The following is a 24,946-nucleotide window of genomic DNA, read 5'->3' as shown; positions in this document are numbered from 1 at the left end:
ATGAGCATTTGGATCATTAGTGGGGTCATTTTTATTTATTTTACGTTGTTATTCTTTTTAGCACAATACCTGCATAACAATTCTATTGTTGATTTGGCTTGGGGAATTGGGTTTGTCCTTGTAGCCATTACTGGTTACTTAATTATGCCAACAAAAACAACGGTTAGTACAATTATTCTTGTATTAGTAACTATATGGGGAGTCCGTTTGTTTTTCCACTTGGCTAAACGAAATATCGGAAAACCGGAAGATTATCGGTATGTAAATATGAGAAAGCGTTGGGGGAATCATTGGCCAAGGCTAAAGGCATATCTTAATGTGTTTGTTTTACAGGGGGTACTATTATTAGTTGTTTCAATGCCGATTCTATTGGTGATGACAAGTTCAGTCAATACATTTTATTGGTGGAATGGATTAGGTGTCGGGATTTGGCTTGTAGGATTTGCCTATGAAACAGTTGGCGATTATGAGTTAGCGAAATTTAAAAAGACAAAGAGCAACCATGGAAAACTGTTGACGAGTGGCTTGTGGTCTACGACAAGGCATCCTAATTATTTCGGTGAAGCACTTAGCTGGTGGGGAATTTTTCTTGTGAGTTTGAATGATACACGAAATATTTGGGGGATTATTGGACCTATGGCGATTACCTTGTTGTTGTTATTTGTATCTGGCGTTCCTTTATTAGAAAAAAAATACAAAGATCGATCGGATTTTATTGCTTACGCACATAAAACACCAAAATTTGTGCCATTTATTGGAAAAAAAGGACTGTAAAGGAGGAAGTATCATGGATAAAAATGAATCTCTAGTCTCAAAATGGCTCGTTACGATTATTTATTTTGTAATGATTGCTACGAATGCGGCAGCGATTTTACTGCCTTTAAACGGAATGACGACACAAGAAGTCTCAGATACGTATCCTAACTTGTTTGCTCCAGCAGGAGTAACCTTTGCGATTTGGTCAGTCATTTATTTGTTATTGGCCGGGTTTGTAGTGTATCAATGGTTTAAACCAACGATCCAATCGATCCTAGCACAGCAGCAAATCAGCGTTAAATTGCGGAATTTATTTATTGTTTCATCTATCTTAAATAGTATTTGGTTGTTCGCATGGCAATACCTTCAAATCGACTTGTCTGTAGTGATTATGTTAGCGTTATTGATCGTGTTGATCTATATAAATCGTATTTTAGCAACGGCAGTACTAACTAAAAAGGACTATCTTTTTGTGAGATTACCTTTTAGTGTTTACTTTGGTTGGATCACAATTGCTACGATAGCTAATATTACCGCATTTTTAGTAGATAAAAATTTAGCTTTGTTTCAAAATAATCAAGTCTTTTGGACGATTGCTATATTGATTATTGGATTACTAATTATCAGTGCAACAATCATTCGTAATCGAGATATTGCTTATGGATTGGCAACGTTGTGGGCTTATTATGGGATTTTGAATAAGCATCAAGCAACTGATGGCTGGGACGGAACCTATCCAATTATTATCATTACGGTTATGATTTGCTTAACTATATTAGCGCTAGTCTGTATTTATGAATTCGTTTTATCATTTAAACGAAAAAAGAATGTTATCTAGTATATGTTTCTTTGCCGGCTTCTGTTAAAATAGTAATGAAATCAACTATAGGTGGCTAAGTAATGGAGAAAGAAACGAACAATACAAGAGCAAAAATTATTCAAGTAGCAACGCGGTTATTTATGGATAATGGCTATCAAAGCACATCAACTAGACAAATAGCTCAGTTAGCTGAAGTGACGCAACCTAATTTGTACCATCATTTTAGCAATAAAGAGGCAGTTTATGTTGGGGTTATTGAAAGTCTACTTGGAGATGTAAATGAAGAATTAGTGAACATTGTTGAAGATCAAAATCTTGATACGATCAATAAATTACAAAAATTTGCTGAATGTCTAAAAACAAAGCATCCATTTGATTTTGATTTAATGATGCATGATTTTAGAACAAAGTTAACAAAAGAAACACAACTTAAATTGTTTACATTGTGGAATCAGTCATACAAAAAGCCATTGTTGAGTCTCTTTGAAAAAAGTGATTTTGCTATACGTACAGGCTTGACACCAGAAGTTGCAACGACACATTTTCTCAATACGTTATCCCCATATATCAAAACAGAGCAAAGTAGCTCATCGTTAAGTATTGCTCAAGTTGTCGATCTCTTCGTTTTTGGGGTGTCAAAAAAATAAATAAAACAAGAACCAATGCAGTCATCACTTTGCATTGGTTCTTGTTTTATTTTCTATTTTGTTTTCCAGCATTTCTACCTTTATTAGAAGTATTTTGTTGAACTGCTGTTTTTTTGACTGTTTGTTCTTTGGTTGGTGTTACATCTTTGCGAGGTGTAATCACTTGTTTAGGCGGATTTTGTTTTAATTCTTCCGCTACTTGAGCTTTGATTCTTGGTTTTAAGAATTGGTTTGTGATCAATGTTTGGATACTACTAAAAATCCCACCGACTACCCAGTATAATGTGACACCAGCTGGAGAGCTGATTGACATGAACACAATCATTAAAGGTGACACGATCAACATTGATTTCATTGTTTTCTTTTGTTCTTCAGGAATCCCGATCGTAGATAGATAACCTTGTAGTAAGTAGGCGACACCAGCTAAAACAACAAATATGATACTTGGTTGACCTAGGTTGACACCAAAAAATGATGCATCGCCGATTCCTTTTGTATAACGAGCGGCAAAGAATAAGGCGGAGAAGATTGGCATTTGGATCAATAAAGGTAAACAACCGATACCGCCCATCATACTCATATTATTTTCTTTGTAAACTTGCTGCATTTCTGCTTGAGCTTGCATTTGTTCTTCGCGAGTCGTCGCTTCTTTGACTTTCGCTTGAGCTGCATCAATTTGCGGTTTGATTGCTTGCATTTTTTCTGTTTGGATCATGCTTTTTTTCGATTGATTCAAGCCTAATGGCATGATGATTAATCGAACGATGATCGTAATAAAGATGATTGCCCAGCCATAATTCCAATCAAAATTATCAACAAGGTATGTAATAGCGCTACTCATTGGTTTTACTAAAAAATTATAGATGATTCCTTCACCAGTTGGTTGACCATCAGAGCCTGTTTTCACACATCCAGATAAAAATAGGACCAAAGTGAATAGGCCAGAACTCAGTAGCCACTTATTTAATTTTCTCATTTTATTCTTTCCTTTTCTAAAAAATTTGCACAAGGTTAACTATACTTGAAAACGTGTTTTTTTTCAATAAAAATCAGAAGAATCCGCCTCAAGACGGAGGAAGATTCCTCTTGTTTGAATTAATTTGTGACTTTGAAGCTGATATATTCTTCCATCAATGGATCTTCTTGTATATCAACATAGGTGACACGTCCTGCCGGACTGGGAGAATCTTTGATTTTTTGAATAAATACTTTCATTGCCTCGTCAGCACCCAAAGATTCAATTGAGACTGAACCATCGTCTTCATTTCGCACCGTGCCATAAATCCCTAGTTCATCTGCGACCATTTTAGTCATGTATCGAAAGCCAACGCCTTGAACTCTTCCTTGTACATTCATCCGTACTTTTCTCATAGCTGTACACCTCGCTTTTAGTTAAATTAATGATAGCGATTTTTTGAGCTTCTGGCAAGTGAAATAGTGACTGTTTGATTGGAAAAAATCATGGTATAATGATCGGGTGAGGTGTAGAAATGAAAGAAATTTTATCGACGAAAAATGCAACAATCAAAGAATTTAAAAAATTACATAAGAAGAAATATAGAGAAGAGCTGCAACAGTATATAATTGAAGGGTTTCATCTGATCGAAGAAGCTGTTAAAGCGGGAGCTGAGATTGATTGGATCCTTTTTAATCAGCGCGGGAAGACGGAGTGGTCTGATTGGTTAGGGCAACAACCTAGTGAGCTGTTGATATATGTTTCTGATGAAGTGCTGGTGTCATTGTCAGAGCTGCCGACACCACAAGGGATGACAGCCATTGTAAAGATGCCTGATGACGAGAAAAAAATCGATTTTTCTGGTGGTTGGCTGCTTTTAGATAACGTCCAGGACCCTGGGAATGTTGGAACGATGATTCGAACGGCAGATGCTGCGGGACTTGCTGGTGTGATACTCGGGGAAGGCAGTTCCGACATTTATAGTACGAAAGTATTGCGGGCAATGCAGGGAAGTAACTATCATTTGCCTGTTATACGAAAACCATTAGCAGAAGCTATTGACAGATTCAAAGAAGCCAAGGTTCCAGTGTACGGCACGGAATTAAATCCAGAAGCTGTTTCTTATCGGGAATTAAGCAATAGCAAAGATTATGCTTTGATCATGGGAAATGAAGGGCAAGGAGTTGCAACTGAATTTTTAGAGAAGGCAGACCAAAACATCTATATTCCAATTAAAGGAGCGGCAGAATCCTTGAATGTTGCAATTGCAGCTGGAATCTTAATGTACCATTTAGAAAATAATAATTAAGTCAGACTGGAACAAATCATGCTTAGGTATGGATTTGTTCCAGTTTTATTTCAATTTTCTTTATATTTTGTACTATACCAGTTGTAAATACGATATAATAAAATAAGCTGAATAATTGGTTTAATACATCATACAACGATTTTTCGTAAAAAAGTGTCTACTATTTTTTAGCAAAAGAGAGTTGAAAGAAGGAACAAGGGATGAAAAGAAAGTTACTTACGACAATAACGTTTTTATCATTACTTAGGCTCACTAACAACGCCACCGCTAACTGAAAATGTTGAGTGGTACATTTTTAAGAACCCTGTACCAGTATCAAAAAATCAAATTAAAAAATTCAAAGAGTTTTATGACCATAATAATAGAAATATTCAATCTCTAAATAATCGAGTTATTTTAGAACATGATGAATAAGCAAATAAAAGATAACAAAAAAGTAGTTAATTAGGTTGAAATCTTTTAAATAATATTGTATACTAGAAAACGGTGTTAAAACACTAAATCCACATCCTGATTCGATTTGTAAGGCGGTGCTACTGTTAGTAGTTCCTTACAAAAATGAGAACTGGAGAGGGAACAAATAAAAACCAAATTGGAGGAAACAACACATGGCAGTAATTTCTATGAAACAATTACTAGAAGCCGGCGTACACTTTGGACACCAAACTCGTCGCTGGAACCCAAAAATGAAGAAATATATCTTCACAGAAAGAAACGGAATCTACATCATTGACTTGCAAAAAACAGTCAAATTAGTAGATGCTGCGTACGATTACATGAAAAATGTTGCTGAAGACGGCGGTGTTGCATTATTCGTAGGAACTAAAAAACAAGCACAAGAAGCGATCAAAGACGAAGCGATTCGTTCAGGTCAATACTTTGTAAATCACCGTTGGTTAGGTGGAACTTTAACTAACTGGGATACAATCCAAAAACGTATTAAACGTTTGAAAGATATCAATAAAATGGAAGAAGACGGAACTTTCGATGTTCTTCCTAAAAAAGAAGTTGTTGGTTTAAACAAACAACGTGAACGTCTTGAAAAATTCTTAGGTGGTATCCAAGATATGCCTAGAATTCCAGATGTAATGTATATTGTTGATCCTCGTAAAGAACGTATTGCTGTTCAAGAAGCTCAAAAATTGAACATCCCAATCGTTGCGATGGTTGATACTAACTGTGATCCAGACGAAATCGACGTAGTAATTCCATCAAATGATGATGCGATTCGTGCGGTTAAATTGATCACTGCTAAAATGGCTGACGCTTTCATCGAAGGAAACCAAGGTGAAGATCAAGCTGTAGAAGAAATCTTTGTTGAAGAAACACCAGAAGCTGCAACTTCAATCGAAGAAATCGTTGATGTTGTTGAAGGCACAAACGATTCAGCAGAATAATTTAAAATAACGGAGCTGTCTCGAAGGCTAGGCGAAAAAAAGCCTGATTCTCCTTTGAGATAGCTTTTTTAAAACGAATTTTACACTTAAATGATTTAGCTTCACGGGCTAACTCCTCGGGAAAAAGATAAAAACTGAAATGAGGTAAAGAACACCTCAGTCATGTTTTCCTATTTTCCTGTCGAGGCTGATCAAGCTCTTTCAGCTTTTAAAACTATCTAGCTATGCAGGCTAATCTTTCGGAAAAAAAGATAAAAATAGAGTGAGACAAAAAGCGTCTCAATCAATTTTTCCTATTTTTCAGTCAAGGTTAAACGAGCCTGCTACGCTTTCAAAACTTAGGAGGAACAAAAAATGGCAGATATTTCAGCAAAATTAGTTAAAGAACTACGCGACATGACTGGTGTCGGTATGATGGACGCAAAAAGAGCGTTAGTAGAAGTAGAAGGTAATATAGAAGCAGCTGTTGATCACCTACGTGAAAAAGGTATGGCTAAAGCAGCTAAGAAAAATGACCGTGTTGCAGCGGAAGGTTTAGCAAATGTTGCTTCAAACGGCAACTTTGCAGCAATCGTTGAAGTAAACTCTGAAACTGACTTTGTTTCTAAAAACGAAATGTTCCAAGATTTAGTTAAAAAAATTGCAACTGAGATTGCGACGAACAAACCAGCAAACATGGAAGAAGCTTTAGCTCTTAAAACAGATAAAGGAACGTTAGAAACTGAATTGATCGAAGCAACAACGGTTATCGGTGAAAAAATCAGCTTCCGTCGTTTTGAATTAGTTGAAAAAGACGATAACGCTGCTTTCGGTGCTTATTTACACATGGGCGGACGTATTGCCGTTTTAACTGTACTTGAAGGAACAACTGACGAAGAAGTTGCGAAAGACGTTGCAATGCACGTAGCAGCAATCAACCCTCGTTATGTGAACGAATCACAAATCCCTCAAGAAGAATTAGAACATGAAAAAGCGATTCTTTCTGAGCAAGCATTAAACGAAGGTAAACCAGCCAATATCGTTGAAAAAATGGTGATTGGTCGCCTAAACAAATTTAAAGCTGAAATTTCATTAGTGGATCAACCATTCGTTAAAGATCCTGATATGACAGTTGAAAAATACGTTGCATCTAAAGGCGCAACAGTTAAATCATTCATCCGCTTTGAAGTTGGCGAAGGAATTGAAAAACGTGAAGATAACTTTGCTGATGAAGTAATGAGCCAAATCAAAAAATAAATCTGTTGCTTAGGTAACAGTTGGGAACGCATTGAGATGCGCTCCCTTTTTTTAGGCAAATCAAAAGAAATAGACTGGCAGAATCTGCAGAGTATGTTAAAATGTTCTTAGACAAATGGTGGAGGGAAAACAAAAATGGTAAAACCTAAATATCAACGCGTTGTATTAAAGTTAAGTGGCGAAGCTTTGGCCGGAGAAGATGGGTTTGGAATTAAACCTCCAACAATCAAAGAGATTGTAGAAGAAATCAAAGAAGTACATGAATTAGGAATTGAAATGGCAATCGTTGTTGGCGGTGGCAATATCTGGCGCGGACAAATCGGTGCTCAAATGGGTATGGAACGCGCACAAGCAGATTACATGGGAATGTTAGCAACTGTAATGAACGCATTAGCCTTACAAGATACATTAGAAAATCTTGGAGTGCCAACACGCGTTCAAACGTCAATCGAGATGCGTCAAATCGCAGAACCATATATCCGCCGCCGTGCAGAACGTCATTTGGAAAAAGGTCGTATCGTGATCTTTGCTGGTGGTACCGGAAATCCTTATTTCTCAACAGATACAACTGCAGCGTTACGTGCAGCAGAAATTGATGCGGATGTCATTTTAATGGCTAAAAACAATGTTGATGGTGTGTATTCTGCTGATCCTAAGCTAGATGCAAATGCTGTTAAATTTGAAGAATTAACACATTTAGATGTGATTTCAAAAGGCTTGCAAGTAATGGATTCAACGGCAAGCTCACTAAGTATGGATAATGATATTCCATTAGTCGTATTCAATTTAAATGAAACAGGCAATATTCGCCGTGCATGTTTAGGTGAAAATATTGGAACAACCGTAAGGGGGAAATAAAAAATGAGTGGAACTGTATTAGCAACAGCAAAAGAGAAAATGAGCAAAGCAGAACAAAGCTTACAACGTGAGCTTGGCCAAATCCGTGCAGGACGTGCTAACGCAAGTCTATTGGACAGAATTCAAGTAGATTATTATGGCGCACTGACACCGGTGAACCAACTTGCTGGAATCAATATTCCAGAAGCGCGTGTCTTAATGATTACACCTTTTGACAAAAATTCACTTGAAGATATCGAAAAGGCAATTCAAGCTAGCGATATCGGTATTAGCCCAACAAATGACGGCACAGTAATTCGTTTAGTAATTCCACAATTAACGGAAGAACGTCGTAAAGAATTAGCAAAAGACGTGAAAAAAGCGGCTGAAAATGCAAAAATCGCTGTTCGTAACATTCGTCGTGATGCTATTGATGAATTGAAAAAGCAACAAAAAAGCAATGATATCACTGAAGATGAGTTGCGCAATCTAGAAAAAGAAGCGCAAAAATTAACAGATGATAGTGTGAAAAACATTGATACGATCACTTCTGAAAAAGAAAAAGAACTTCTAGAAGTATAATTTCATTAAAAGTAAGAAGAAAAGCATCCGCACTTTAAAAAAGTGAGGGTGTTTTTTTATTTTTTTAAATATAATTGTTATTTTAACGATATATAATATGTGGTTATAAAATTATGATCTAAAGAAATTGTTAGTTTAAGCGAGAGTGTAAAAAACATCTTGTTAAACCTCAACTGTTATGGAATAATGATAGTAACTATATTTTTTCTTAAAGGGAGATGAGAAAGTGAATTTTATGAAGCGTGCGCTGTGCAGCGTAACTAGAAAAAAGGGAAAATCACTCATTTTATTTGCAGTGATATTTGTATTGGGTAATGTTATTGCAGGATCAATCGCGATCCAGCAGTCTACACAAAATGTTGAAAAAAGCGTCAAAAAACAATTGGGTGGATTGGCTACGATTCAATTGGATTATGAAAATAACCAAGATGAATTTGCCAAAGAAGATCTAAAAATTGAACCACTTAAAGTTGATTTGATGAAAAAAATTGGGCAGTCTTCTTATGTAAAATATTATGATTATAACGCCGGAACGATGGTACAAACAAAAGAGCTGAAAAGTGCGACATTAGATTCAGAGGAATCCGGAGCAATGATGGAAGGACTTAACTTAAAAGGTTCGAACTATCATAAAATTTTGGATGTTGAGGAAAATAGAGTCAAATTAGTTGAAGGTAAGGTTTTCACTCAAGAAGATATTGACAATGGAAAAAATGTCGGACTTATTTCTTCAAAAGTTGCAGACGAAAACGGATTATCTGTCGGCGACCAAATGGTCATAGATAGCCGTGGCTATGACTATAGTGAAGATGGTGGGCAAAAAGAATTATTTAAAATAGATATACCAATCCAAATCATCGGAATTTTTGAACCAACATCGGTCGAGATGAAAGATAAAGAAGAAAAAAAAGAGCAAGATATGAATCAGCAATACATGTCATTGCAGCAGATTAATACAGTTTATTTGCCGAATAAAACGGTCTTGGAAATCAATAAAGACTATTTAGAAAAACTAAAAAAAGTTAATCCAGAAAGTCCATTTATATCAGATGACGATGAGGGGGAATACTATACACCTGTTTACGTACTCAATAGCCCAGACGACGTAGAGGCTTTTAAGCAAGAAACACAACCGCTCTTGCCAAAATTATATACAGTAAGCGCCTCAACGGATCAGTATGAGCAAATTGGCGGCAGTATGAAAAAAATGTCTCAAATTTCAGGCTATGTTGTCTTGATTGCAGTTATTGCAACGTTATTGATCATTTCATTGGTTGTTTTATTATTCATGCGTGATCGTAAACACGAACTGGGTATCTATCTGTCTTTAGGGGATAAGCGTAGTCATGTCATGGGACAAATTATTATAGAGATGCTGATCATCAGTGGAATCGCTTTGATTCTTTCATTGATTACAGGTAATTTTTTAGGAAAAATGGTCTCAGAATCTTTATTGAATAGTGATATTTTGAGTAGTACGAATGATCAAATGAATATGTTTATGGGCTTTGATGGGTTAGGTTCGACCGAGCTTACAACAGATGACATCATGAATGCTTATGAAGTAAAATTCTCATTAGGATATATAATCACGTATTTAGTTGTTGGATTAGGTACGGTATTGTTGGCAGCAATTTTACCATTGTTGTATATTGTCCGTTTGAATCCAAAGAAAATCATGATGTAGGAGGTATGGAAAATGGCGATTTTAGAAACAAAAAATCTTAGTTATTTTTATCAAGATGGCGATCAGCGCCGTTTCATTTTAAAAGATACCAATGTTTCCTTTGAACAAGGAAAATTTTATAGTATTTTAGGACAATCTGGTTCCGGAAAAACAACGTTTCTTTCATTGATCAGTGCTTTAGACACACCAAAGGAAGGGCAAGTTTTATTAAACGGAAAAGATATTAAATCAATCGGCTATGAAAAATATCGTCGTGATGCTATCAGTATTATTTTTCAAAGTTATAATTTAGTTCCTTACCTGACAGCTTTAGAGAATGTTTTGGTAGCAATGTCGATTACAGATAATGAACTGCCACCGAATCAAAAAGAAGTTGCCTACAATCTTTTAGATTATATTGGTATTACAAGTGAGAAAGCAGATCGGCTGGTGAATCAGCTTTCTGGTGGTGAACAGCAACGTGTTGCGATTGCTAGAGCTTTAGCTACGAATGTAGATATCATTTTAGCAGATGAACCAACAGGAAATTTAGATGAAGGAATGGAACAGGAGATTGTCGATATTTTTCAAAATCTTGCTAAAGTTCATAATAAGTGTGTGATTGTCGTAACGCACTCAAATGATATTGCAGATCAATCTGACGAGACCTATTACCTGAAAAAAGGTGTGTTAAAAAAGTATGAGTGATTTTTTATCAAATTTCAGCGGAGAAAATTATAATAAAACCCGCCAGGAAAAAAACGAATTAAAAGATAAGACAGTACAACAAGAACAAAAAAAGAAAACAAGGTCAGAAAAAGGGCCGACAGATAAGAGTGAACGTGCTGAAAAGCAGCAGGACATCAGTTCAGATGTTGCAATCGGGCCGCAAAATAGTCCAGACAATGCGCCAGAAACTATGAAACAAAGTGAAGTGACTCCTGATTCTGTTTCTAAAGCAGAGCATCCCGAAGAGATAATTTATACTAAAAAACGAACAAAAAAGAAAAAGTATGAACCTAAAAAAGAAACAGCAAAAGTTTCTGAGCCAGTCGCAATAGATCAGTCCAGAAATACCGAAGAAGTGATTGAGACTGACCCGACATATAGAAATAAAAAAATCAGAAAATATATTTATATTGGATTAGGCAGCCTGGTAACCGTTGCCTTATTGTATTTTGGTTATTATCAAATGACCCATGTTCAAGTACCAGACTTTGAAGGTAAGGAATTATCTGAAGTTCGTGAGTGGACCGCTGAAAATGGTGTGAAACTTCAAGTAGAGCAAAAATATGATTTTGATAAAGAAGCGAATTTGATCATTCATCAGACGGTGAAAAACAAAAAGATCCAAAAGGGCAAAGAATTAACGGTGGATGCTAGTTTAGGAGCAGATCCAGAGGAAGCGGTAGCTTTACCAGACTTTAAACCAATGAAACTCAAAGATGCTAAAAGCTGGATTAATGAACACAAAGCAGATAATTTAGCAATCATCGAAGAGTATAGTGATAAAGTACCGGCAGGAGACTATCTGAAATTTGAAATCACAAATAAAGATGTCAAATTCGATACGTATAAACGCAAGGACAAAGCGAAACTCTATTTTTCTAAAGGAAAAGAAGTATTTGAAAAAGACATTTCAATGCCAGATTTTGCTGGCAAGCCCAAAGAAGAAGCAACAGAATGGGCTAAGAAAAATGAGATTACGCTAAATGTAGAAGAAGCAGACTCTGACACTGTGGAAAATGGCAAAGTGATTTCCCAAAGTATTGGAAAAGACACGAAAGTTGCCAAAAAAGATACACTGTCGATCACTGCCTCAACAGGTAAAGCATTAGTAGTGCCAGACTTTTCACAATTTACTGCTGAAGAAGCTGAATCAAAAGCAAATGGTCTGCAAGTTCAAGTGAAGCAACTGTTCAATGATGAGATTCCATATGGCCGATTTATCAGTCAATCTGTGGAAGTCGGCAAAAAATATACTGAAAAAGATGAAAAACCGGTGATTCAAGTGGTTTATTCATTTGGAAAGCCGTATATGAAAGATTTACGTGATAATACGCTGGAAGGTGATCTTCAAAAGATTTTTTATGAAGAATATCAATCAAAAGGTGCGAATATCACCTATCAAGTTTATTATGTAGACTCTACTGTGACAAAAGGAACGGTTGTTAAGATGAGTAACTATAATGAATTTATCCCAATTAATTCTGTTATCCAAATCGGTATCAGTAAAGGGAATTTAAAACCTGAAGAAAATAAACCTGCCGATAAAGAAGAATAATCAAATTACTATGATGTTTCAGTGTGAAACTTATTTTTAGAAAGTGAGGCAAAACGCTTTTTACGTTTAGCCTCACTTTCTTTTTTTAATTTTTATGTATGACTGATTGGCTAGATGACCGATGATCGACAAAAAAAGCTGCAAATCATGGTAAATCTGCCATAGAATTATTAAATAATGTCGAAATTTTTTCATTTGCATAGGCTTTTCTGAAAGATATTGCTATAATAGTCTAGATAGATTTTTTGAATGGAGGGGAAAATATGTTACGTTTTTTTCCGCAAAAGAATAAATACATACAAGAAGAGAGTTCATTTACCTTTAATAGCGATGGGGTGATCCCTAAACATGTTGCAATAATCATGGACGGTAATGGACGCTGGGCACAAAATCGTCGTTTACCGAGAATTGCTGGGCATAAAGAAGGTATGAATACAGTGAAAAAAATCACGAAACATGCAAGTAAACTAGGCATCAAAGTCCTAACCTTATATGCATTTTCTACTGAAAATTGGAAACGGCCAACCGATGAGGTCAGTTTTTTGATGCAATTACCAGTTGATTTTTTTGATACATTTGTGCCAGAGTTGATCAAAGAAAATGTGAAAGTTCATGTAATGGGCTACAAGGAATTTTTACCAGCACACACCCAAGATGCAGTGGAACGGGCAATTGAGCAAACCAAAAATAATACTGGTATGGTGCTAAATTTTGCATTGAATTATGGCTCAAGAGCAGAAATTATTACCGCTGTAAAAGAAATTGCTGAAAAAACGGCAAACAATGAGCTTTCACCAGCAGATATTACGGATGAAACGATTGCCGAACATTTAATGACAGGTTTTTTGACTGAGGAGTTAAGAGATCCAGAATTATTGATTCGAACCAGTGGCGAAGAGCGTATCAGCAACTTTTTATTATGGCAGATTGCCTATAGTGAATTGTTCTTTACGGATGCCTTATGGCCTGATTTCAATGATGAATTATTGGAGCATGCCTTAGCGTCCTTTCAAAATAGAAATCGTCGTTTTGGCGGTCTAAAAGAAACTGAGGAGGAAGAGAAATGAGACAGCGTGTTATTACAGCGGCCGTAGCCTTGGTGGTTTTTATACCGATCATTTGGTATGGCGGTTTTGTGATTGAATTGGCAGCCGCATTACTGGCAGTGGTTGGAGTGTATGAACTATTTAGAATGAAGGGCTTAGAAATCACTAGTTTTGAAGGTGTGCTTTCGGCCTTAGGAGCAGTATTTCTCGTATTACCAAAAGATCGCTGGTTTTTCTTTTTACCAGAAAAAGCGGATAATTTTATTTTATTCTATTTAACTGTGATGGTATTATTAGGCGGACTAGTTGCTTCTAAAAATATGTATACCATTTCCCAAGCGGGATTTCCAGTTATTACAAGTTTATACGTTGGTGTTGGTTTTCAAAACTTTGTAAGTGCTAGAGATACTGGTTTTGTCGTGTTGCTTTATGCATTATTTGTTGTTTGGGCAACCGATATTGGTGCATACTTTATCGGAAAACGTTTTGGTAAAAGAAAATTATGGCCAGAAGTCTCGCCTAACAAAACGATCGAAGGCTCATTAGGTGGTATTCTTTGTGCGGTTGTTGTAGCACTGTTATTTTTATTATTGACGCCAAATAAAGAGTTATTCGTATATAATTTACCGATCATGCTACTGATAACTGTAGTCTTTTCAATTGTAGGTCAATTTGGTGATTTAGTGGAGTCATCGATCAAACGACATTATGATGTAAAAGATTCAGGAACTATTTTACCAGGACACGGTGGCATATTAGATCGTTTTGACAGCTTACTTTTTGTTTTTCCAATCATGCATTTATTCGGACTATTTTAATTTCTAACAAGAAGGGAAGGTGAAAAACTCTGAATGTTCAGGGTTTTTCTTTTTAATATGAAAAAAATCGCATTATTAGGGGCGACAGGCTCGATTGGTACAAACACAGTAGATGTAGTCCTAGCTTATCCTGAACGATTTCAAATTGTTTCACTGACGTTTCATTCGAATAGTGACAAAGGTGCGCAGTTGATAGAGCAATTAAAACCACAATATGTAGGTGTTGGCTCACAAGCTATGAAAACAGATTTAGCCAGCCGGTTTCCAGAAGTTGAATTCGGTGTAGGTGAAACAGGTCTTGTAAAAGCTGCTACGCTTGAAGCAGTCGATGTTGTCTTGACCGCTGTTACAGGAAGTGTAGGGCTAAATCCGACGATGGCAGCGATTGACGCGGGAAAGAATATCGCTCTAGCGAACAAAGAAACTTTGGTCATGGCAGGCCAATGGGTCATGGCGGCAGCTTTAAAGAAGAATGTAACTATATTGCCAGTCGACAGCGAACACTCCGCGATTTTTCAATGTTTACAAGGACAAAAAGAGGGCAGTGTAAAAGAGTTAGTGATCACAGCATCTGGCGGAAGCTTTAGAGATTTGACTCGTGAAGAGCTAGAATCTGTCACTTTAGAGCAGGCGTTGAAACATCCCAATTGGTCAATGGGTAAAAAAATCACGATAGATTCTTCAACAATGATGAATAAAGGGTTAGAAGTTATTGAAGCCCATTGGTTATTTGGTACAGATTATGATAAAATAAAAGTTGTTTTACATAAAGAAAGTATTGTTCATTCAATGATCGTTTTAAAGGATGGTGCATATCTAGCACAATTGGGGCCAAGCGACATGCGCGAGCCGATTCAATATGCATTGACGTATCCCACGCGTTTGCCAATCAAAAATGAAAAGAAGTTTGATTTAACAGAAATCGGTCAACTAAATTTTGAACCGATGGATTTTGACCGTTTTCCAATGTTGGCTTTAGCTTTTACAGTTGGAAAAAAAGGCGGCGCTTATCCAACAGTTTATAACGCTGCAAATGAAATTGCCGCGACCGCATTTATTGAAGGTAAAATTTCGTATTTGCAAATTGAACAGTTGGTTCAACGAGCAGTAGATAATTACAGTGAAACTACTGAAGTCACGTTAACAGAAGTGATTGAAATCGATAAACAAACAAGAACTATCGTAGAAAGATGGATAAAGGAAGAAGGTCAGTTATGAAAACAATCATTACATTTATTATTGTCTTTGGGATTCTTGTCTTAGTACACGAATTTGGACATTTTTTCTTCGCAAAGCGTTCAGGCATTTTAGTGCGTGAATTTGCGATTGGGATGGGACCAAAGATTTTTGCTCATCAAGGGAAAGACGGCACAGCGTATACTATTCGGATTCTACCTATCGGCGGTTATGTACGTATGGCAGGACAAGGGGAAGAAGATACGGAATTGCCGCCTGGCATGACGTTGTCTATTGAGCTAAATGAACAAGAAGAAGTTGTAAAAATCAATACAAGTAAAAAAGTCCAACTGACTAATAGCATTCCAATGGAAATGTTGGAAGCGGATCTTGAAAAAGAACTATTTATCAAAGGATATGTTAATGGTGATGAATCAGAAGAAATCACGTATAAGGTAAACCATGATGCAACGATCATTGAACAAGATGGAACCGAAGTTAGAATTGCGCCAATTGATGTCCAATTCCAATCAGCTAAGTTATGGCAGCGGATGTTGACCAATTTTGCCGGACCTATGAATAATTTCATTCTGGCTTTTGTATTATTTACGGTGTATGTCTTTATGCAAGGTGGAGTGACATACACGAATACAAATTTGATTGGAGGAGTCCAAGCGGATAGTCCAGCAGCTAAAGCTAGTTTAAAAGCAGATGATAAAATTGTGTCTATCGATGGAAAGTCGGTCTCTGATTGGACTGATTTCACAAAAATCATTCAAGATAGTCCAGGAAAAGAATTAAACTTACTTGTTGAGTCAGATGGTAAAACTAGAGAAGTTGATATAACGCCTAAAAAAGAGAAGTCTGGCAAACAAGAAATCGGTATAATTGGCATTGTACCTCCTATGAAAACTGGATTAGCAGACAAATTACTAGGTGGTATTCAAGCGACGATTGATAATTCTATGCAGATTTTTAAAGCTCTTAAATCATTATTTACTGGATTTAGTTTAGACAAATTGGGTGGTCCAGTAATGATGTTCCAGATGTCTTCAGAGGCTTCAAAAGCAGGATTGAATATGGTAATCTGGCTAATGGCGATGTTATCAGTCAATCTTGGTATCATCAACTTATTACCAATCCCAGCTTTAGATGGTGGTAAGATCGTATTGAACATCTTCGAAGGACTTAGAGGAAAACCTTTAAGTCAAGAAAAAGAAGGCTTGCTAACACTTATTGGTTTTGGGTTCATTATGTTATTGATGGTGTTAGTGACCTGGAATGATATTCAACGTTTTTTCTTTTAAATAATTAATTTGATTTTTAGCGAATCACTTGAGGAGTTTCAACACATTCGTTTAAACAAAGGAGAGTTCTAATGAAACAGTCAAAAATGCTAATCCCAACTTTACGTGAGGTGCCAAATGACGCAGAAGTCTTGAGCCACCAAATGTTACTTAGAGCAGGGTATATTCGCCAAGTATCAGCGGGAATTTATTCTTATTTACCACTCGCAAATCGAGTGCTTGAAAAATTGAAAAAAATCATGCGGGAAGAATTCGATAAGATTGATGCTATTGAAATGTTGATGCCTGCATTACTACCAGCTGAATTATGGAAAGAATCGGGACGTTATGAAACGTATGGTCCAAATCTTTATCGTTTAAAAGATCGCAATGAGCGTGATTATATTCTTGGTCCAACACACGAAGAAACATTTACTGAACTGATTCGTGATGAAATCAATTCGTATAAGCGTTTACCTTTAAATCTATATCAAATTCAAACAAAATACCGTGATGAAAAACGACCACGTTTTGGCTTGTTAAGAGGCCGGGAGTTCATCATGAAAGATGGTTATTCTTTCCACGCTAATGAAGAAAGTCTGGATCAATCATACCGTGATTATGAAAAAGCTTACTCAGCTATTTTTGAACGCTGCGGCTTAAATTTCCGTGCGATTATTGGTGATGGTGGCGCTATGGGCGGCAAAGATTCTAAAGAGTTTATGGCGATTTCTGAAATCGGTGAAGATACGATTTGTTTCTCTACAGATGGTGATTATGCGGCAAACTTGGAAATGGCAACCAGCCTATATACACCTAAAAAATCACATGAAACACAATTGGAAGTTGAAAAAATAGCAACACCAGATGTTGGCTCGATTGAGCAAGTTGCCGCATTTTTCAATGTTGAACCGCAACGAATCATCAAATCTGTTTTATTTATGGCAGATGAGGAACCTGTTTTAGTTTTAGTTCGTGGTGACCACGAAGTGAACGATGTTAAACTGAAAAACTTCTTAGGTGTTGATTTCTTGGAAGAAGCAACAGATGAAGATGCGCGTAAATATCTAGGGGCTGACTTTGGCTCAGTCGGTCCAGTTGAATTAGCTGAAGAAGTGAAGTTGTTCGCAGATCTTCATGTCCAAGATCTAGCTAATGCAATTACTGGAGCGAATGAAACAGGTTTCCACCTAAGCAATGTAAATCCAGGACGCGATTTCACACCAATTAGTTATGAAGATCTACGTTTTGTCCAAGAAGGTGATCCTTCTCCTGACGGTAATGGCGTGTTAGAATTTACTAAAGGGATCGAGATTGGTCATATCTTCAAACTAGGTACTCGTTATAGCGAAGCCATGGGTGCGACAGTCCTGGATGAAAACGGCAGAGAAAAACATGTGATCATGGGTTGTTATGGTATAGGTGTTAGTCGTTTATTGTCTGCAATCGTTGAACAAAATATCGATGAAAATGGTATTAATTGGCCAGCAGGTATTTCGCCATTCGATTTACATGTTGTTCAAATGAACATAAAAGACGAATATCAAACCAGCCTAGCTCATGAAGTGGAAGAAATGATGTCTACAGCAGGTTACGAGGTCTTAGTTGATGATCGTAATGAACGCGCAGGCGTGAAGTTTGCAGATGCAGATTTGATTGGTTGTCCAATCCGAATTACAGTTGGTAAAAAGGCTGTTGACGGTGTTGTAGAGGTGAAAATCAAACGGACGGGTGAAATGGTCGAAGTTCGTAAGGAAGAGCTTGAAAGCACATTATCTATTTTATTGAATGCAGATAAAGACTAAATTTGAAATTGAGGTTGGGATGTAGCTCAAAGAGTTATGTCCCAACTTTGTTTTCTTTGATTGTTACTGCATCGAATTAATGCTATCAGCTCACTTCTTGTTTACATTGTATTTCGGAAGAAAAAATAGTATACTTAACTGTGGCGAGGCACTTGACAGAAATGTCTAAGGGCCTCTTTCTTATCAAGATATCCAGTTAAAAACTGGTGGATTTTGACTATATTGAGTTGCATGAGCTAGTTCTTCGGAAAAAAGATAAAAATTAAAAGTGGCAAAAACGCCACAGTTAATTTTTCCTATTTTTCAGTCAGAACTAAACGAGCTCATTCCGCTTTTATCTATCTAGCTCTACAGGCTAGCCTTTCGGAAAAAAGATAAAATAAAAATGAAGCAAAGAACGCCTCAGTTCTATTTTCCTATTTTTCAGTCAAGGCTGAACGAGCCTGTTCCGCTTTTATTTATCTAGCTCTACAGGCTAGCCTTTCGGAAAAAAGATAAAAAATAAATGAGGTAAAGAACACCTCAGTTGTTTTTTCCTATTTTTCAGTCAAGGCTGAACGAGCCTGTTCCGCTTTTATTATAAGGAGGTTCATTTAGTGGCAGAGAAGGCACAAGAATTATTTGCAAAGTTGATCGATCAAATTCAATTAAATGAACAAGAGCGGCAGCATCCGCTCATTCAACAAGGAAGAATTGACAAAGTAGTGGTGCATCAACAAAGCCGTTTATGGGAATTTCATTTAGGTTTCACTGAGATTTTGCCTGTGATGCTTTATCAGTCATTTATTCAGCAATTGGAGCTTTCTTTTCAGCAAATCGCTGGTGTGACTGTAAAAATATCAGCTGACAAAAGTGAATTTACAGAAGAACAATTGACCGATTATTGGCAACTAGCACTATTGAATAGTCAGTGTGATACTCCGCTAGTTCAACGCGTGATCAAAACGCAAACGCCAATTATTGAAGATAAAAAAATTATTTTACCGGTTGATAACGAAGCGGTTATTCCTTATTTGAAACAACAGTATTTACCGATTATTGAAGATCTATATATCAATTATGGCTTTCAAAAATTCCATATCGAACCTAAAATGGATGAACAGCAAGCAAAACGAGTATTGGCACTGTTTGAAGAACGTAAGCAAGAACAAGATGCGGCTTTCCAGCAACAAGCAGCAGAATCGCTCATTAAACATGAACAAAAGAAAAAACAACAGCAACAGCAAGGTCCGGCACTTGAAGGTCCCATCCGCCTTGGCCGTAATATTCCAAATGATGAACCGATCATGGCAATGGGGGATATCTTAGAAGAAGAACGTCGAGTGACAATTGAAGGCTTCGTTTTTGATGTAGAAGTGCGGGAATTACGTTCCAAACGAAAAATTTTAATTTTGAAGATTACGGATTATACGTCATCTTTTATCGTAAAAAAATTCTCAAACGGAGAAAAAGACGAGCAAGTGTTCGATGCGATTCAAAAACATAGCTGGATTCGTGTTCGCGGCAGCATCCAAGAAGATACATTCATGCGTGATTTAGTGATGAACTGTCAAGATTTGATGGAAGTCAAACATGCGCCGCGTAAAGATTATGCGCCAGAAGGGGATAAGCGTGTAGAGCTACATTTACACAGCAATATGAGTACAATGGATGCGACAAACAACGTTGCTGACTACGTTGCTCAAGCTGGAAAATGGGGCCACAAAGCCATTGCTATCACTGATCATGGCGGAGCACAAGGATTTCCCGATGCGCATAGTGCTGGAAAAAAAGCAGGAGTCAAGATTTTATATGGTGTAGAAGCCAATGTCGTAGATGATGGTGTGCCAATTGCGTATAATGAAGCGCATATCGAATTAAGTGAAGCGACTTATGTAGTATTTGACGTGGAAACAACGGGGTTATCAGCTGTATATGATACGATCATTGAACTGGCTGCTGTTAAAATGCACAAAGGAAATATTATTGAGACCTTCGAAGAATTCATCGATCCAGGTCATCCCTTATCTCAAACAACAATCAACTTGACGGGGATCACAGATGAGATGGTTCGCGGATCTAAATCAGAAGAAGAAGTATTACGCTTGTTTAGAGAGTTTTCTGAAGATACGATTTTAGTTGCGCACAATGCTTCCTTTGATATGGGTTTCTTAAATACTAGCTATGGAAAATATGACATTCCAGAAGCTGAAAATCCAGTAATCGATACATTGGAATTATCTCGTTATTTAAATCCAACGTTCAAGAGTCATCGACTAAATACCTTATCTAAAAAATTCGGTGTTAACTTGGAGCAACATCACCGAGCAATTTATGATTCTGAATCAACTGGGCATTTATGTTGGATCTTTTTGAAAGACGCAAAAGAAAATCATAATATGAACTATCATGATGAATTGAACATGCACATTGGCGAAGGGGATTCATACAAGCGTGCGAGACCGTTTCATGCAACTATTTTGGCAACGACTCAAGCTGGCTTGAAAAATCTCTTTAAGCTGATTTCAATGTCGAATATCAATTATTTTTTCAGAATCCCCAGAATTCCACGCTCTCAACTAAATAAATTGCGTGAGGGTTTGATTATTGGGTCGGCCTGTTCAAGTGGTGAGATTTTTGAAGCGATGATGCAAAAAGGTGTAGAAGAGGCAAAAAATCGAGCGAAGTTTTATGATTATATTGAAGTCATGCCAAAAGCGGTCTATGCACCATTGTTGGAACAAGAATTGGTGAAAAGTGAAGCCGACTTAGAAGAAATCATCGCAAATCTAGTGAAAATCGGAGATGAGCTGGAAAAACCAGTAGTCGCAACCGGAAACGTTCACTATTTAAACGAAGAAGATAGCATCTATCGGAAAATTTTGGTAGGGTCGATGGGTGGAGCTAATCCATTGAATCGCCACAGCCTGCCTGAAGTTCACTTTAGAACAACAGACGAAATGTTAACAGCCTTTCAGTTTTTAGGCGAAGAAACGGCTCATCGGCTTGTTGTGGAAAACCCTAATGCAATTGCTGATATGTGTGAGGAAATCACGCCTGTTAAAGATGATCTATATACGCCGAAAATTCCTGGTTCAGAAGATGAAATCAGAAATTTAAGCTACACTCGTGCCAAAGAACTTTATGGTGATCCATTACCAGATATAGTTGAGAAACGATTGAAAAAAGAATTGGATAGTATTATCGGAAATGGCTTTTCGGTTATCTATTTGATTTCGCAAAAATTAGTGCATAAAAGTATGGAGGATGGCTATTTAGTTGGTTCCAGGGGTTCTGTAGGTTCAAGTTTTGTAGCTACAATGACCGGGATTACTGAGGTTAATCCGTTGGCACCGCATTACCATTGCATTAATTGCAAGCATTCTGAGTTTTTTGAAGATGGATCATACGGTTCAGGTTTTGATATGCCTGAGAAGAATTGCCCAAATTGTGGTCAGCGTTTATTTAAAGATGGTCACGATATTCCTTTTGAAACCTTTTTAGGTTTCCATGGCGATAAAGTACCTGATATTGATTTGAATTTCTCTGGTGATTATCAAGCAGAAGCCCATAACTATACGAAAGTCTTGTTTGGTGAGGAGTATGTCTATCGTGCAGGAACAATTGGTACAGTCGCAGATAAAACGGCTTACGGTTATGTAAAGGGGTATGAGCGCGATCACAATCTTCATTTTAGAGGAGCTGAGGTGGATCGTTTAGCCAAAGGTTCGACTGGTGTGAAGCGGACGACCGGTCAGCATCCCGGAGGAATCATCGTTATTCCTGATTATATGGATGTTTATGATTTTACTCCGATCCAATATCCGGCGGATGATCAAAATTCTGAATGGAAAACGACTCACTTTGATTTCCATTCAATTCATGATAATATTTTAAAACTTGATATCCTAGGGCATGATGACCCAACTGTTATTCGGATGTTGCAAGATTTATCAGGAATTGATCCCAAAACCATTCCCACTGATGATTCTGAGATGATGAGGATTTTCGCAGGTCCTGAAGTTCTAGGTGTAACACCAGAACAAATATATTCTAAGACTGGAACATTGGGGATTCCAGAGTTTGGTACACGTTTTGTCCGAGGCATGTTGGAAGAGACACATCCGTCGACCTTTGCTGAGTTATTGCAAATATCAGGGCTGTCTCATGGTACGGATGTTTGGCTGGGTAATGCGGAAGAATTGATTCGTCGAGGAGAAGCCAATCTTGCTGAAGTGATTGGTTGTCGGGATGATATCATGGTTTACTTGATTCATGCTGGACTTGATAGTGGTATGGCATTTAAAATCATGGAAACAGTGCGAAAAGGACTTTGGAATAAAATTCCTGATGAGTTAAGAGATGAATATTTGACAGCGATGAAAGAGAATAATGTGCCAGATTGGTATATCGATTCTTGTTCAAAAATAAAATATATGTTCCCGAAAGCCCATGCGGCAGCTTACGTTTTAATGGCTTTGCGAGTTGCCTACTTTAAAGTGTATTTTCCAATTCTTTATTACTGCGCATACTTTTCTGTCCGTGCAGATGACTTTGATTTAGTTGCGATGTCACAAGGAAAAGAAGCGGTGAAAGCGCGTATGAAAGAGATTCAGGATAAAGGTCTGGAAGCTTCGACTAAAGAAAAAAATCTGTTGACTGTTTTGGAACTTGCGAATGAAATGATCGAGCGAGGCTTTAAATTCGGTATGATCGATTTGTATAAATCGGATGCAGAAAATTTTGTAATTGATGGTGACACGTTGATTGCTCCGTTTAGAGCTGTTCCCAGTCTAGGTCTCAACGTGGCTAAATCAATCGTTGAAGCCAGAGCAGAACCGTTCTTGTCTAAGGAAGATCTTGCTAGTCGCGGTAAAGTTTCAAAAACATTGATTGAGTATATGACTGAAAATGGTGTTTTGAAAGACTTACCTGATGAAAATCAACTGTCATTGTTTGATATGCTTTAAAAGGAATGAAATAATCAAAAATGTTTAATTTTGACAAATAAATGAGGCATAAATTTTTGTCGAACATTTATTTAATTGTATGGATCTGGTACATAACTTGAAAGGTTATGCACCAGATCCATTTGTTTAATTTTTTTATAGTAGGTTCTTTAAGTTAAGAGCAGGAACAAAAATCTAATAAAAGTTGTAATAATAACACTAAACCTTTAATTTTTCGGTTTAGTAGCATATAATAAGAAAGGGTTATTTGAAAAAACACAGACTATGATTTTCATGGTACAATAACATAATGGATTATTATAGGAGGGGACACCATCATGGTTAAAGAAAAGACAAGATATAAAGCTGTGATTGCCGATCATACGTATACGATTATCGGACAAGAAAGCAAACAACATATGGATTTGGTGACAAAATTAGTCAATGAACAATTAGCTGAATTAAAACATATTTCACCACAAACGAATGATGAACAAGCATCTGTTTTATTAGCAATCAATGCTATTTCTGATCAGCTTAAAAAACAAGAAAAAGTGCTTAATTTAGAACAAGAAGTGGCTGAACTGAAAAAACGGACAATCAGATTGGCTGAACTTGAAAACCGCATCAAGCGAATTGAAGCAATCGAAGAGGAAGCAAGAGGCGTGCTGAAAAAGAATGGTCAAGAAGATGTCGAAATCCATAACCATATGGAAGCTCAGCAAATCTTAAACGAAAATCGCAAACAACAGATTCAGAGTAAAAGCACTCAAGACCAATAATCTGAGAGGATGACAGGATGTTAACATTACTCATTTTACTACTATTAGCCATTGGCTTTTATACAGGCGCTAGACGCGGACTAATTCTACAAGTTTTATATACAGTTGGTTATTTTTGTACCTATTTTATAGCTAGAACGTATTATAAGAGTTTAGCCTCTCATCTGGAGTTATACATTCCGTATCCTTCACCAACAGCTGATACTAAATTGGTCTTTTTCAATCAGGAGCTTACACTTGATTTGGATCAAGCTTTTTATGGTGCTATAGCCTTTTTACTTATTTTAATAGTAGGCTGGCTAGTTGTCCGATTTTTGGCGATTTTTGCTCACGGTCTGGTTTTTGTACCTGTTTTAAAGCAAGCAAATTGGTTAGCTGGTGGATTAATTAGTTTGATAGTGATGTATATAGGCATCTTTTTAGTATTGAGCACGTTATCGATGTTACCAGTTGACGCTGTTCAAAATCAATTTAAAAATAGCGGCTTTGCAAGATATATCATCAAAGATACACCTATTTTCTCAAAACAAATCTATCATTTGTGGATTGAACAGATGATTAAATAAGGCTATTTTCTAATGGATTATATCCTATCAAGTATTACAAGAACAGAAGG

At 36.9% G+C, this 24,946-nt stretch carries 21 protein-coding genes and 1 pseudogene; 20 read left to right on the top strand and 2 right to left on the bottom strand.

Annotation, left to right across the window (positions count from 1 at the left end):
• From RV15_RS06930 to RV15_RS06920, 3 genes are all read left to right on the top strand, one after another.
• On the top strand, window positions 1-774 hold the full coding sequence (locus RV15_RS06930) for a DUF1295 domain-containing protein (protein WP_071877319.1): 774 nt from the start codon (window positions 1-3) through the stop codon (window positions 772-774).
• 13 nt (window positions 775-787) lie between these two features.
• Entirely contained in the window at window positions 788-1,594 is an 807-nt protein-coding gene (locus RV15_RS06925) for a tryptophan-rich sensory protein (RefSeq protein ID WP_071877318.1), read from the top strand.
• 62 nt (window positions 1,595-1,656) lie between these two features.
• Window positions 1,657-2,223, top strand: coding sequence for a TetR/AcrR family transcriptional regulator (locus RV15_RS06920; RefSeq protein WP_071877317.1), 567 nt, complete (start codon window positions 1,657-1,659; stop codon window positions 2,221-2,223).
• Window positions 2,224-2,269: 46 nt separating this feature from the next.
• Here the strand turns inward: RV15_RS06920 and yidC are convergent, their stop codons facing one another.
• Together yidC and RV15_RS06910 are read right to left on the bottom strand one after the other, a co-directional pair.
• Window positions 2,270-3,199 (bottom strand): membrane protein insertase YidC, encoded by a 930-nt coding sequence (gene yidC, locus RV15_RS06915; RefSeq protein WP_071877316.1) that lies wholly within the window; start codon window positions 3,197-3,199, stop codon window positions 2,270-2,272.
• Window positions 3,200-3,318: 119 nt separating this feature from the next.
• Window positions 3,319-3,594 carry an acylphosphatase gene (locus RV15_RS06910; protein WP_071877315.1) on the bottom strand — a complete coding sequence of 92 codons (276 nt, stop codon included), beginning with the start codon at window positions 3,592-3,594 and terminating at the stop codon, window positions 3,319-3,321.
• A 119-nt stretch (window positions 3,595-3,713) separates the two neighbouring features.
• Between RV15_RS06910 and RV15_RS06905 the strand changes: the two genes are divergently transcribed.
• From RV15_RS06905 to RV15_RS06825, 17 genes and pseudogenes are all read left to right on the top strand, one after another.
• Entirely contained in the window at window positions 3,714-4,487 is a 774-nt protein-coding gene (locus tag RV15_RS06905; protein WP_071877314.1) for a TrmH family RNA methyltransferase, read from the top strand.
• Window positions 4,488-4,718: 231 nt separating this feature from the next.
• A pseudogene (locus RV15_RS06900) lies at window positions 4,719-4,901 on the top strand (carbonic anhydrase family protein); the annotation flags it as partial.
• Between the two features lie 194 nt (window positions 4,902-5,095).
• Window positions 5,096-5,884: a 30S ribosomal protein S2 gene (gene rpsB / locus RV15_RS06895; protein WP_071877313.1), complete on the top strand. Its 789-nt coding sequence runs from the start codon at window positions 5,096-5,098 to the stop codon at window positions 5,882-5,884.
• A gap of 354 nt (window positions 5,885-6,238) precedes the next feature.
• On the top strand, window positions 6,239-7,120 hold the full coding sequence (tsf, locus tag RV15_RS06890) for a translation elongation factor Ts (RefSeq protein WP_071877312.1): 882 nt from the start codon (window positions 6,239-6,241) through the stop codon (window positions 7,118-7,120).
• A 135-nt stretch (window positions 7,121-7,255) separates the two neighbouring features.
• Entirely contained in the window at window positions 7,256-7,978 is a 723-nt protein-coding gene (pyrH, locus tag RV15_RS06885; protein WP_071877311.1) for a UMP kinase, read from the top strand.
• A 3-nt stretch (window positions 7,979-7,981) separates the two neighbouring features.
• A complete protein-coding gene (gene frr / locus RV15_RS06880; protein ID WP_071877310.1) occupies window positions 7,982-8,539 on the top strand; it encodes a ribosome recycling factor in 558 nt (185 codons plus the stop codon).
• Window positions 8,540-8,765: 226 nt separating this feature from the next.
• Window positions 8,766-10,226 (top strand): ABC transporter permease, encoded by a 1,461-nt coding sequence (locus RV15_RS06875; RefSeq protein ID WP_071877309.1) that lies wholly within the window; start codon window positions 8,766-8,768, stop codon window positions 10,224-10,226.
• Between the two features lie 12 nt (window positions 10,227-10,238).
• Window positions 10,239-10,913 carry an ABC transporter ATP-binding protein gene (locus tag RV15_RS06870; protein WP_071877308.1) on the top strand — a complete coding sequence of 225 codons (675 nt, stop codon included), beginning with the start codon at window positions 10,239-10,241 and terminating at the stop codon, window positions 10,911-10,913.
• Window positions 10,906-12,489, top strand: a complete 1,584-nt coding sequence (locus tag RV15_RS06865) for a PASTA domain-containing protein (RefSeq protein ID WP_071877307.1) — start codon at window positions 10,906-10,908, stop codon at window positions 12,487-12,489. Before RV15_RS06870 ends, RV15_RS06865 begins: the two co-directional genes overlap by 8 nt.
• A gap of 263 nt (window positions 12,490-12,752) precedes the next feature.
• Window positions 12,753-13,556, top strand: a complete 804-nt coding sequence (locus tag RV15_RS06860; protein ID WP_071877306.1) for an undecaprenyl pyrophosphate synthase — start codon at window positions 12,753-12,755, stop codon at window positions 13,554-13,556.
• Window positions 13,553-14,353, top strand: a complete 801-nt coding sequence (locus RV15_RS06855) for a phosphatidate cytidylyltransferase (protein WP_071877305.1) — start codon at window positions 13,553-13,555, stop codon at window positions 14,351-14,353. Before RV15_RS06860 ends, RV15_RS06855 begins: the two co-directional genes overlap by 4 nt.
• 57 nt (window positions 14,354-14,410) lie before the next feature.
• Complete coding sequence (locus tag RV15_RS06850) at window positions 14,411-15,571, top strand: 1-deoxy-D-xylulose-5-phosphate reductoisomerase (protein ID WP_071877341.1); 1,161 nt, start codon at window positions 14,411-14,413, stop codon at window positions 15,569-15,571.
• Entirely contained in the window at window positions 15,568-16,836 is a 1,269-nt protein-coding gene (rseP, locus tag RV15_RS06845) for an RIP metalloprotease RseP (RefSeq protein ID WP_071877304.1), read from the top strand. Before RV15_RS06850 ends, rseP begins: the two co-directional genes overlap by 4 nt.
• A gap of 71 nt (window positions 16,837-16,907) precedes the next feature.
• The gene (locus tag RV15_RS06840; protein ID WP_071877303.1) at window positions 16,908-18,620 is read left to right on the top strand and encodes a proline--tRNA ligase; all 1,713 of its coding nucleotides are present in this window, start codon (window positions 16,908-16,910) and stop codon (window positions 18,618-18,620) included.
• 596 nt (window positions 18,621-19,216) lie between these two features.
• Window positions 19,217-23,569 carry a PolC-type DNA polymerase III gene (locus RV15_RS06835; RefSeq protein WP_071877302.1) on the top strand — a complete coding sequence of 1,451 codons (4,353 nt, stop codon included), beginning with the start codon at window positions 19,217-19,219 and terminating at the stop codon, window positions 23,567-23,569.
• 317 nt (window positions 23,570-23,886) lie between these two features.
• Window positions 23,887-24,330 (top strand): cell division protein ZapA, encoded by a 444-nt coding sequence (zapA, locus tag RV15_RS06830; RefSeq protein ID WP_010761227.1) that lies wholly within the window; start codon window positions 23,887-23,889, stop codon window positions 24,328-24,330.
• Between the two features lie 17 nt (window positions 24,331-24,347).
• Entirely contained in the window at window positions 24,348-24,896 is a 549-nt protein-coding gene (locus tag RV15_RS06825; RefSeq protein ID WP_071877301.1) for a CvpA family protein, read from the top strand.
• Window positions 24,897-24,946: the final 50 nt, after the last annotated feature.

Source organism: Enterococcus silesiacus (assembly GCF_001886225.1).
Classification (GTDB): domain Bacteria; phylum Bacillota; class Bacilli; order Lactobacillales; family Enterococcaceae; genus Enterococcus_L; species Enterococcus_L silesiacus.
Note: the sequence above shows the minus strand (reverse complement) of the source record. Positions and strands in the feature narration are given on the sequence as shown.

What these genes read in the sequence shown, in the direction of transcription:
- RV15_RS06870 (WP_071877308.1), top strand. Translation starts at nt 10,239, where the DNA reads ATGGCGATTTTAGAAACAAAAAATCTTAGTTATTTTTATCAAGATGGC.
- rseP (WP_071877304.1), top strand. Translation starts at nt 15,568, where the DNA reads ATGAAAACAATCATTACATTTATTATTGTCTTTGGGATTCTTGTCTTA.
- zapA (WP_010761227.1), top strand. Translation starts at nt 23,887, where the DNA reads ATGGTTAAAGAAAAGACAAGATATAAAGCTGTGATTGCCGATCATACG.
- RV15_RS06865 (WP_071877307.1), top strand. Translation starts at nt 10,906, where the DNA reads ATGAGTGATTTTTTATCAAATTTCAGCGGAGAAAATTATAATAAAACC.
- RV15_RS06920 (WP_071877317.1), top strand. Translation starts at nt 1,657, where the DNA reads ATGGAGAAAGAAACGAACAATACAAGAGCAAAAATTATTCAAGTAGCA.
- frr (WP_071877310.1), top strand. Translation starts at nt 7,982, where the DNA reads ATGAGTGGAACTGTATTAGCAACAGCAAAAGAGAAAATGAGCAAAGCA.
- pyrH (WP_071877311.1), top strand. Translation starts at nt 7,256, where the DNA reads ATGGTAAAACCTAAATATCAACGCGTTGTATTAAAGTTAAGTGGCGAA.
- tsf (WP_071877312.1), top strand. Translation starts at nt 6,239, where the DNA reads ATGGCAGATATTTCAGCAAAATTAGTTAAAGAACTACGCGACATGACT.
- RV15_RS06925 (WP_071877318.1), top strand. Translation starts at nt 788, where the DNA reads ATGGATAAAAATGAATCTCTAGTCTCAAAATGGCTCGTTACGATTATT.
- yidC (WP_071877316.1), bottom strand. Translation starts at nt 3,199, where the DNA reads ATGAGAAAATTAAATAAGTGGCTACTGAGTTCTGGCCTATTCACTTTG.
- RV15_RS06910 (WP_071877315.1), bottom strand. Translation starts at nt 3,594, where the DNA reads ATGAGAAAAGTACGGATGAATGTACAAGGAAGAGTTCAAGGCGTTGGC.
- RV15_RS06855 (WP_071877305.1), top strand. Translation starts at nt 13,553, where the DNA reads ATGAGACAGCGTGTTATTACAGCGGCCGTAGCCTTGGTGGTTTTTATA.
- RV15_RS06825 (WP_071877301.1), top strand. Translation starts at nt 24,348, where the DNA reads ATGTTAACATTACTCATTTTACTACTATTAGCCATTGGCTTTTATACA.
- RV15_RS06930 (WP_071877319.1), top strand. Translation starts at nt 1, where the DNA reads ATGAGCATTTGGATCATTAGTGGGGTCATTTTTATTTATTTTACGTTG.
- RV15_RS06905 (WP_071877314.1), top strand. Translation starts at nt 3,714, where the DNA reads ATGAAAGAAATTTTATCGACGAAAAATGCAACAATCAAAGAATTTAAA.
- RV15_RS06860 (WP_071877306.1), top strand. Translation starts at nt 12,753, where the DNA reads ATGTTACGTTTTTTTCCGCAAAAGAATAAATACATACAAGAAGAGAGT.
- RV15_RS06840 (WP_071877303.1), top strand. Translation starts at nt 16,908, where the DNA reads ATGAAACAGTCAAAAATGCTAATCCCAACTTTACGTGAGGTGCCAAAT.
- rpsB (WP_071877313.1), top strand. Translation starts at nt 5,096, where the DNA reads ATGGCAGTAATTTCTATGAAACAATTACTAGAAGCCGGCGTACACTTT.
- RV15_RS06850 (WP_071877341.1), top strand. Translation starts at nt 14,411, where the DNA reads ATGAAAAAAATCGCATTATTAGGGGCGACAGGCTCGATTGGTACAAAC.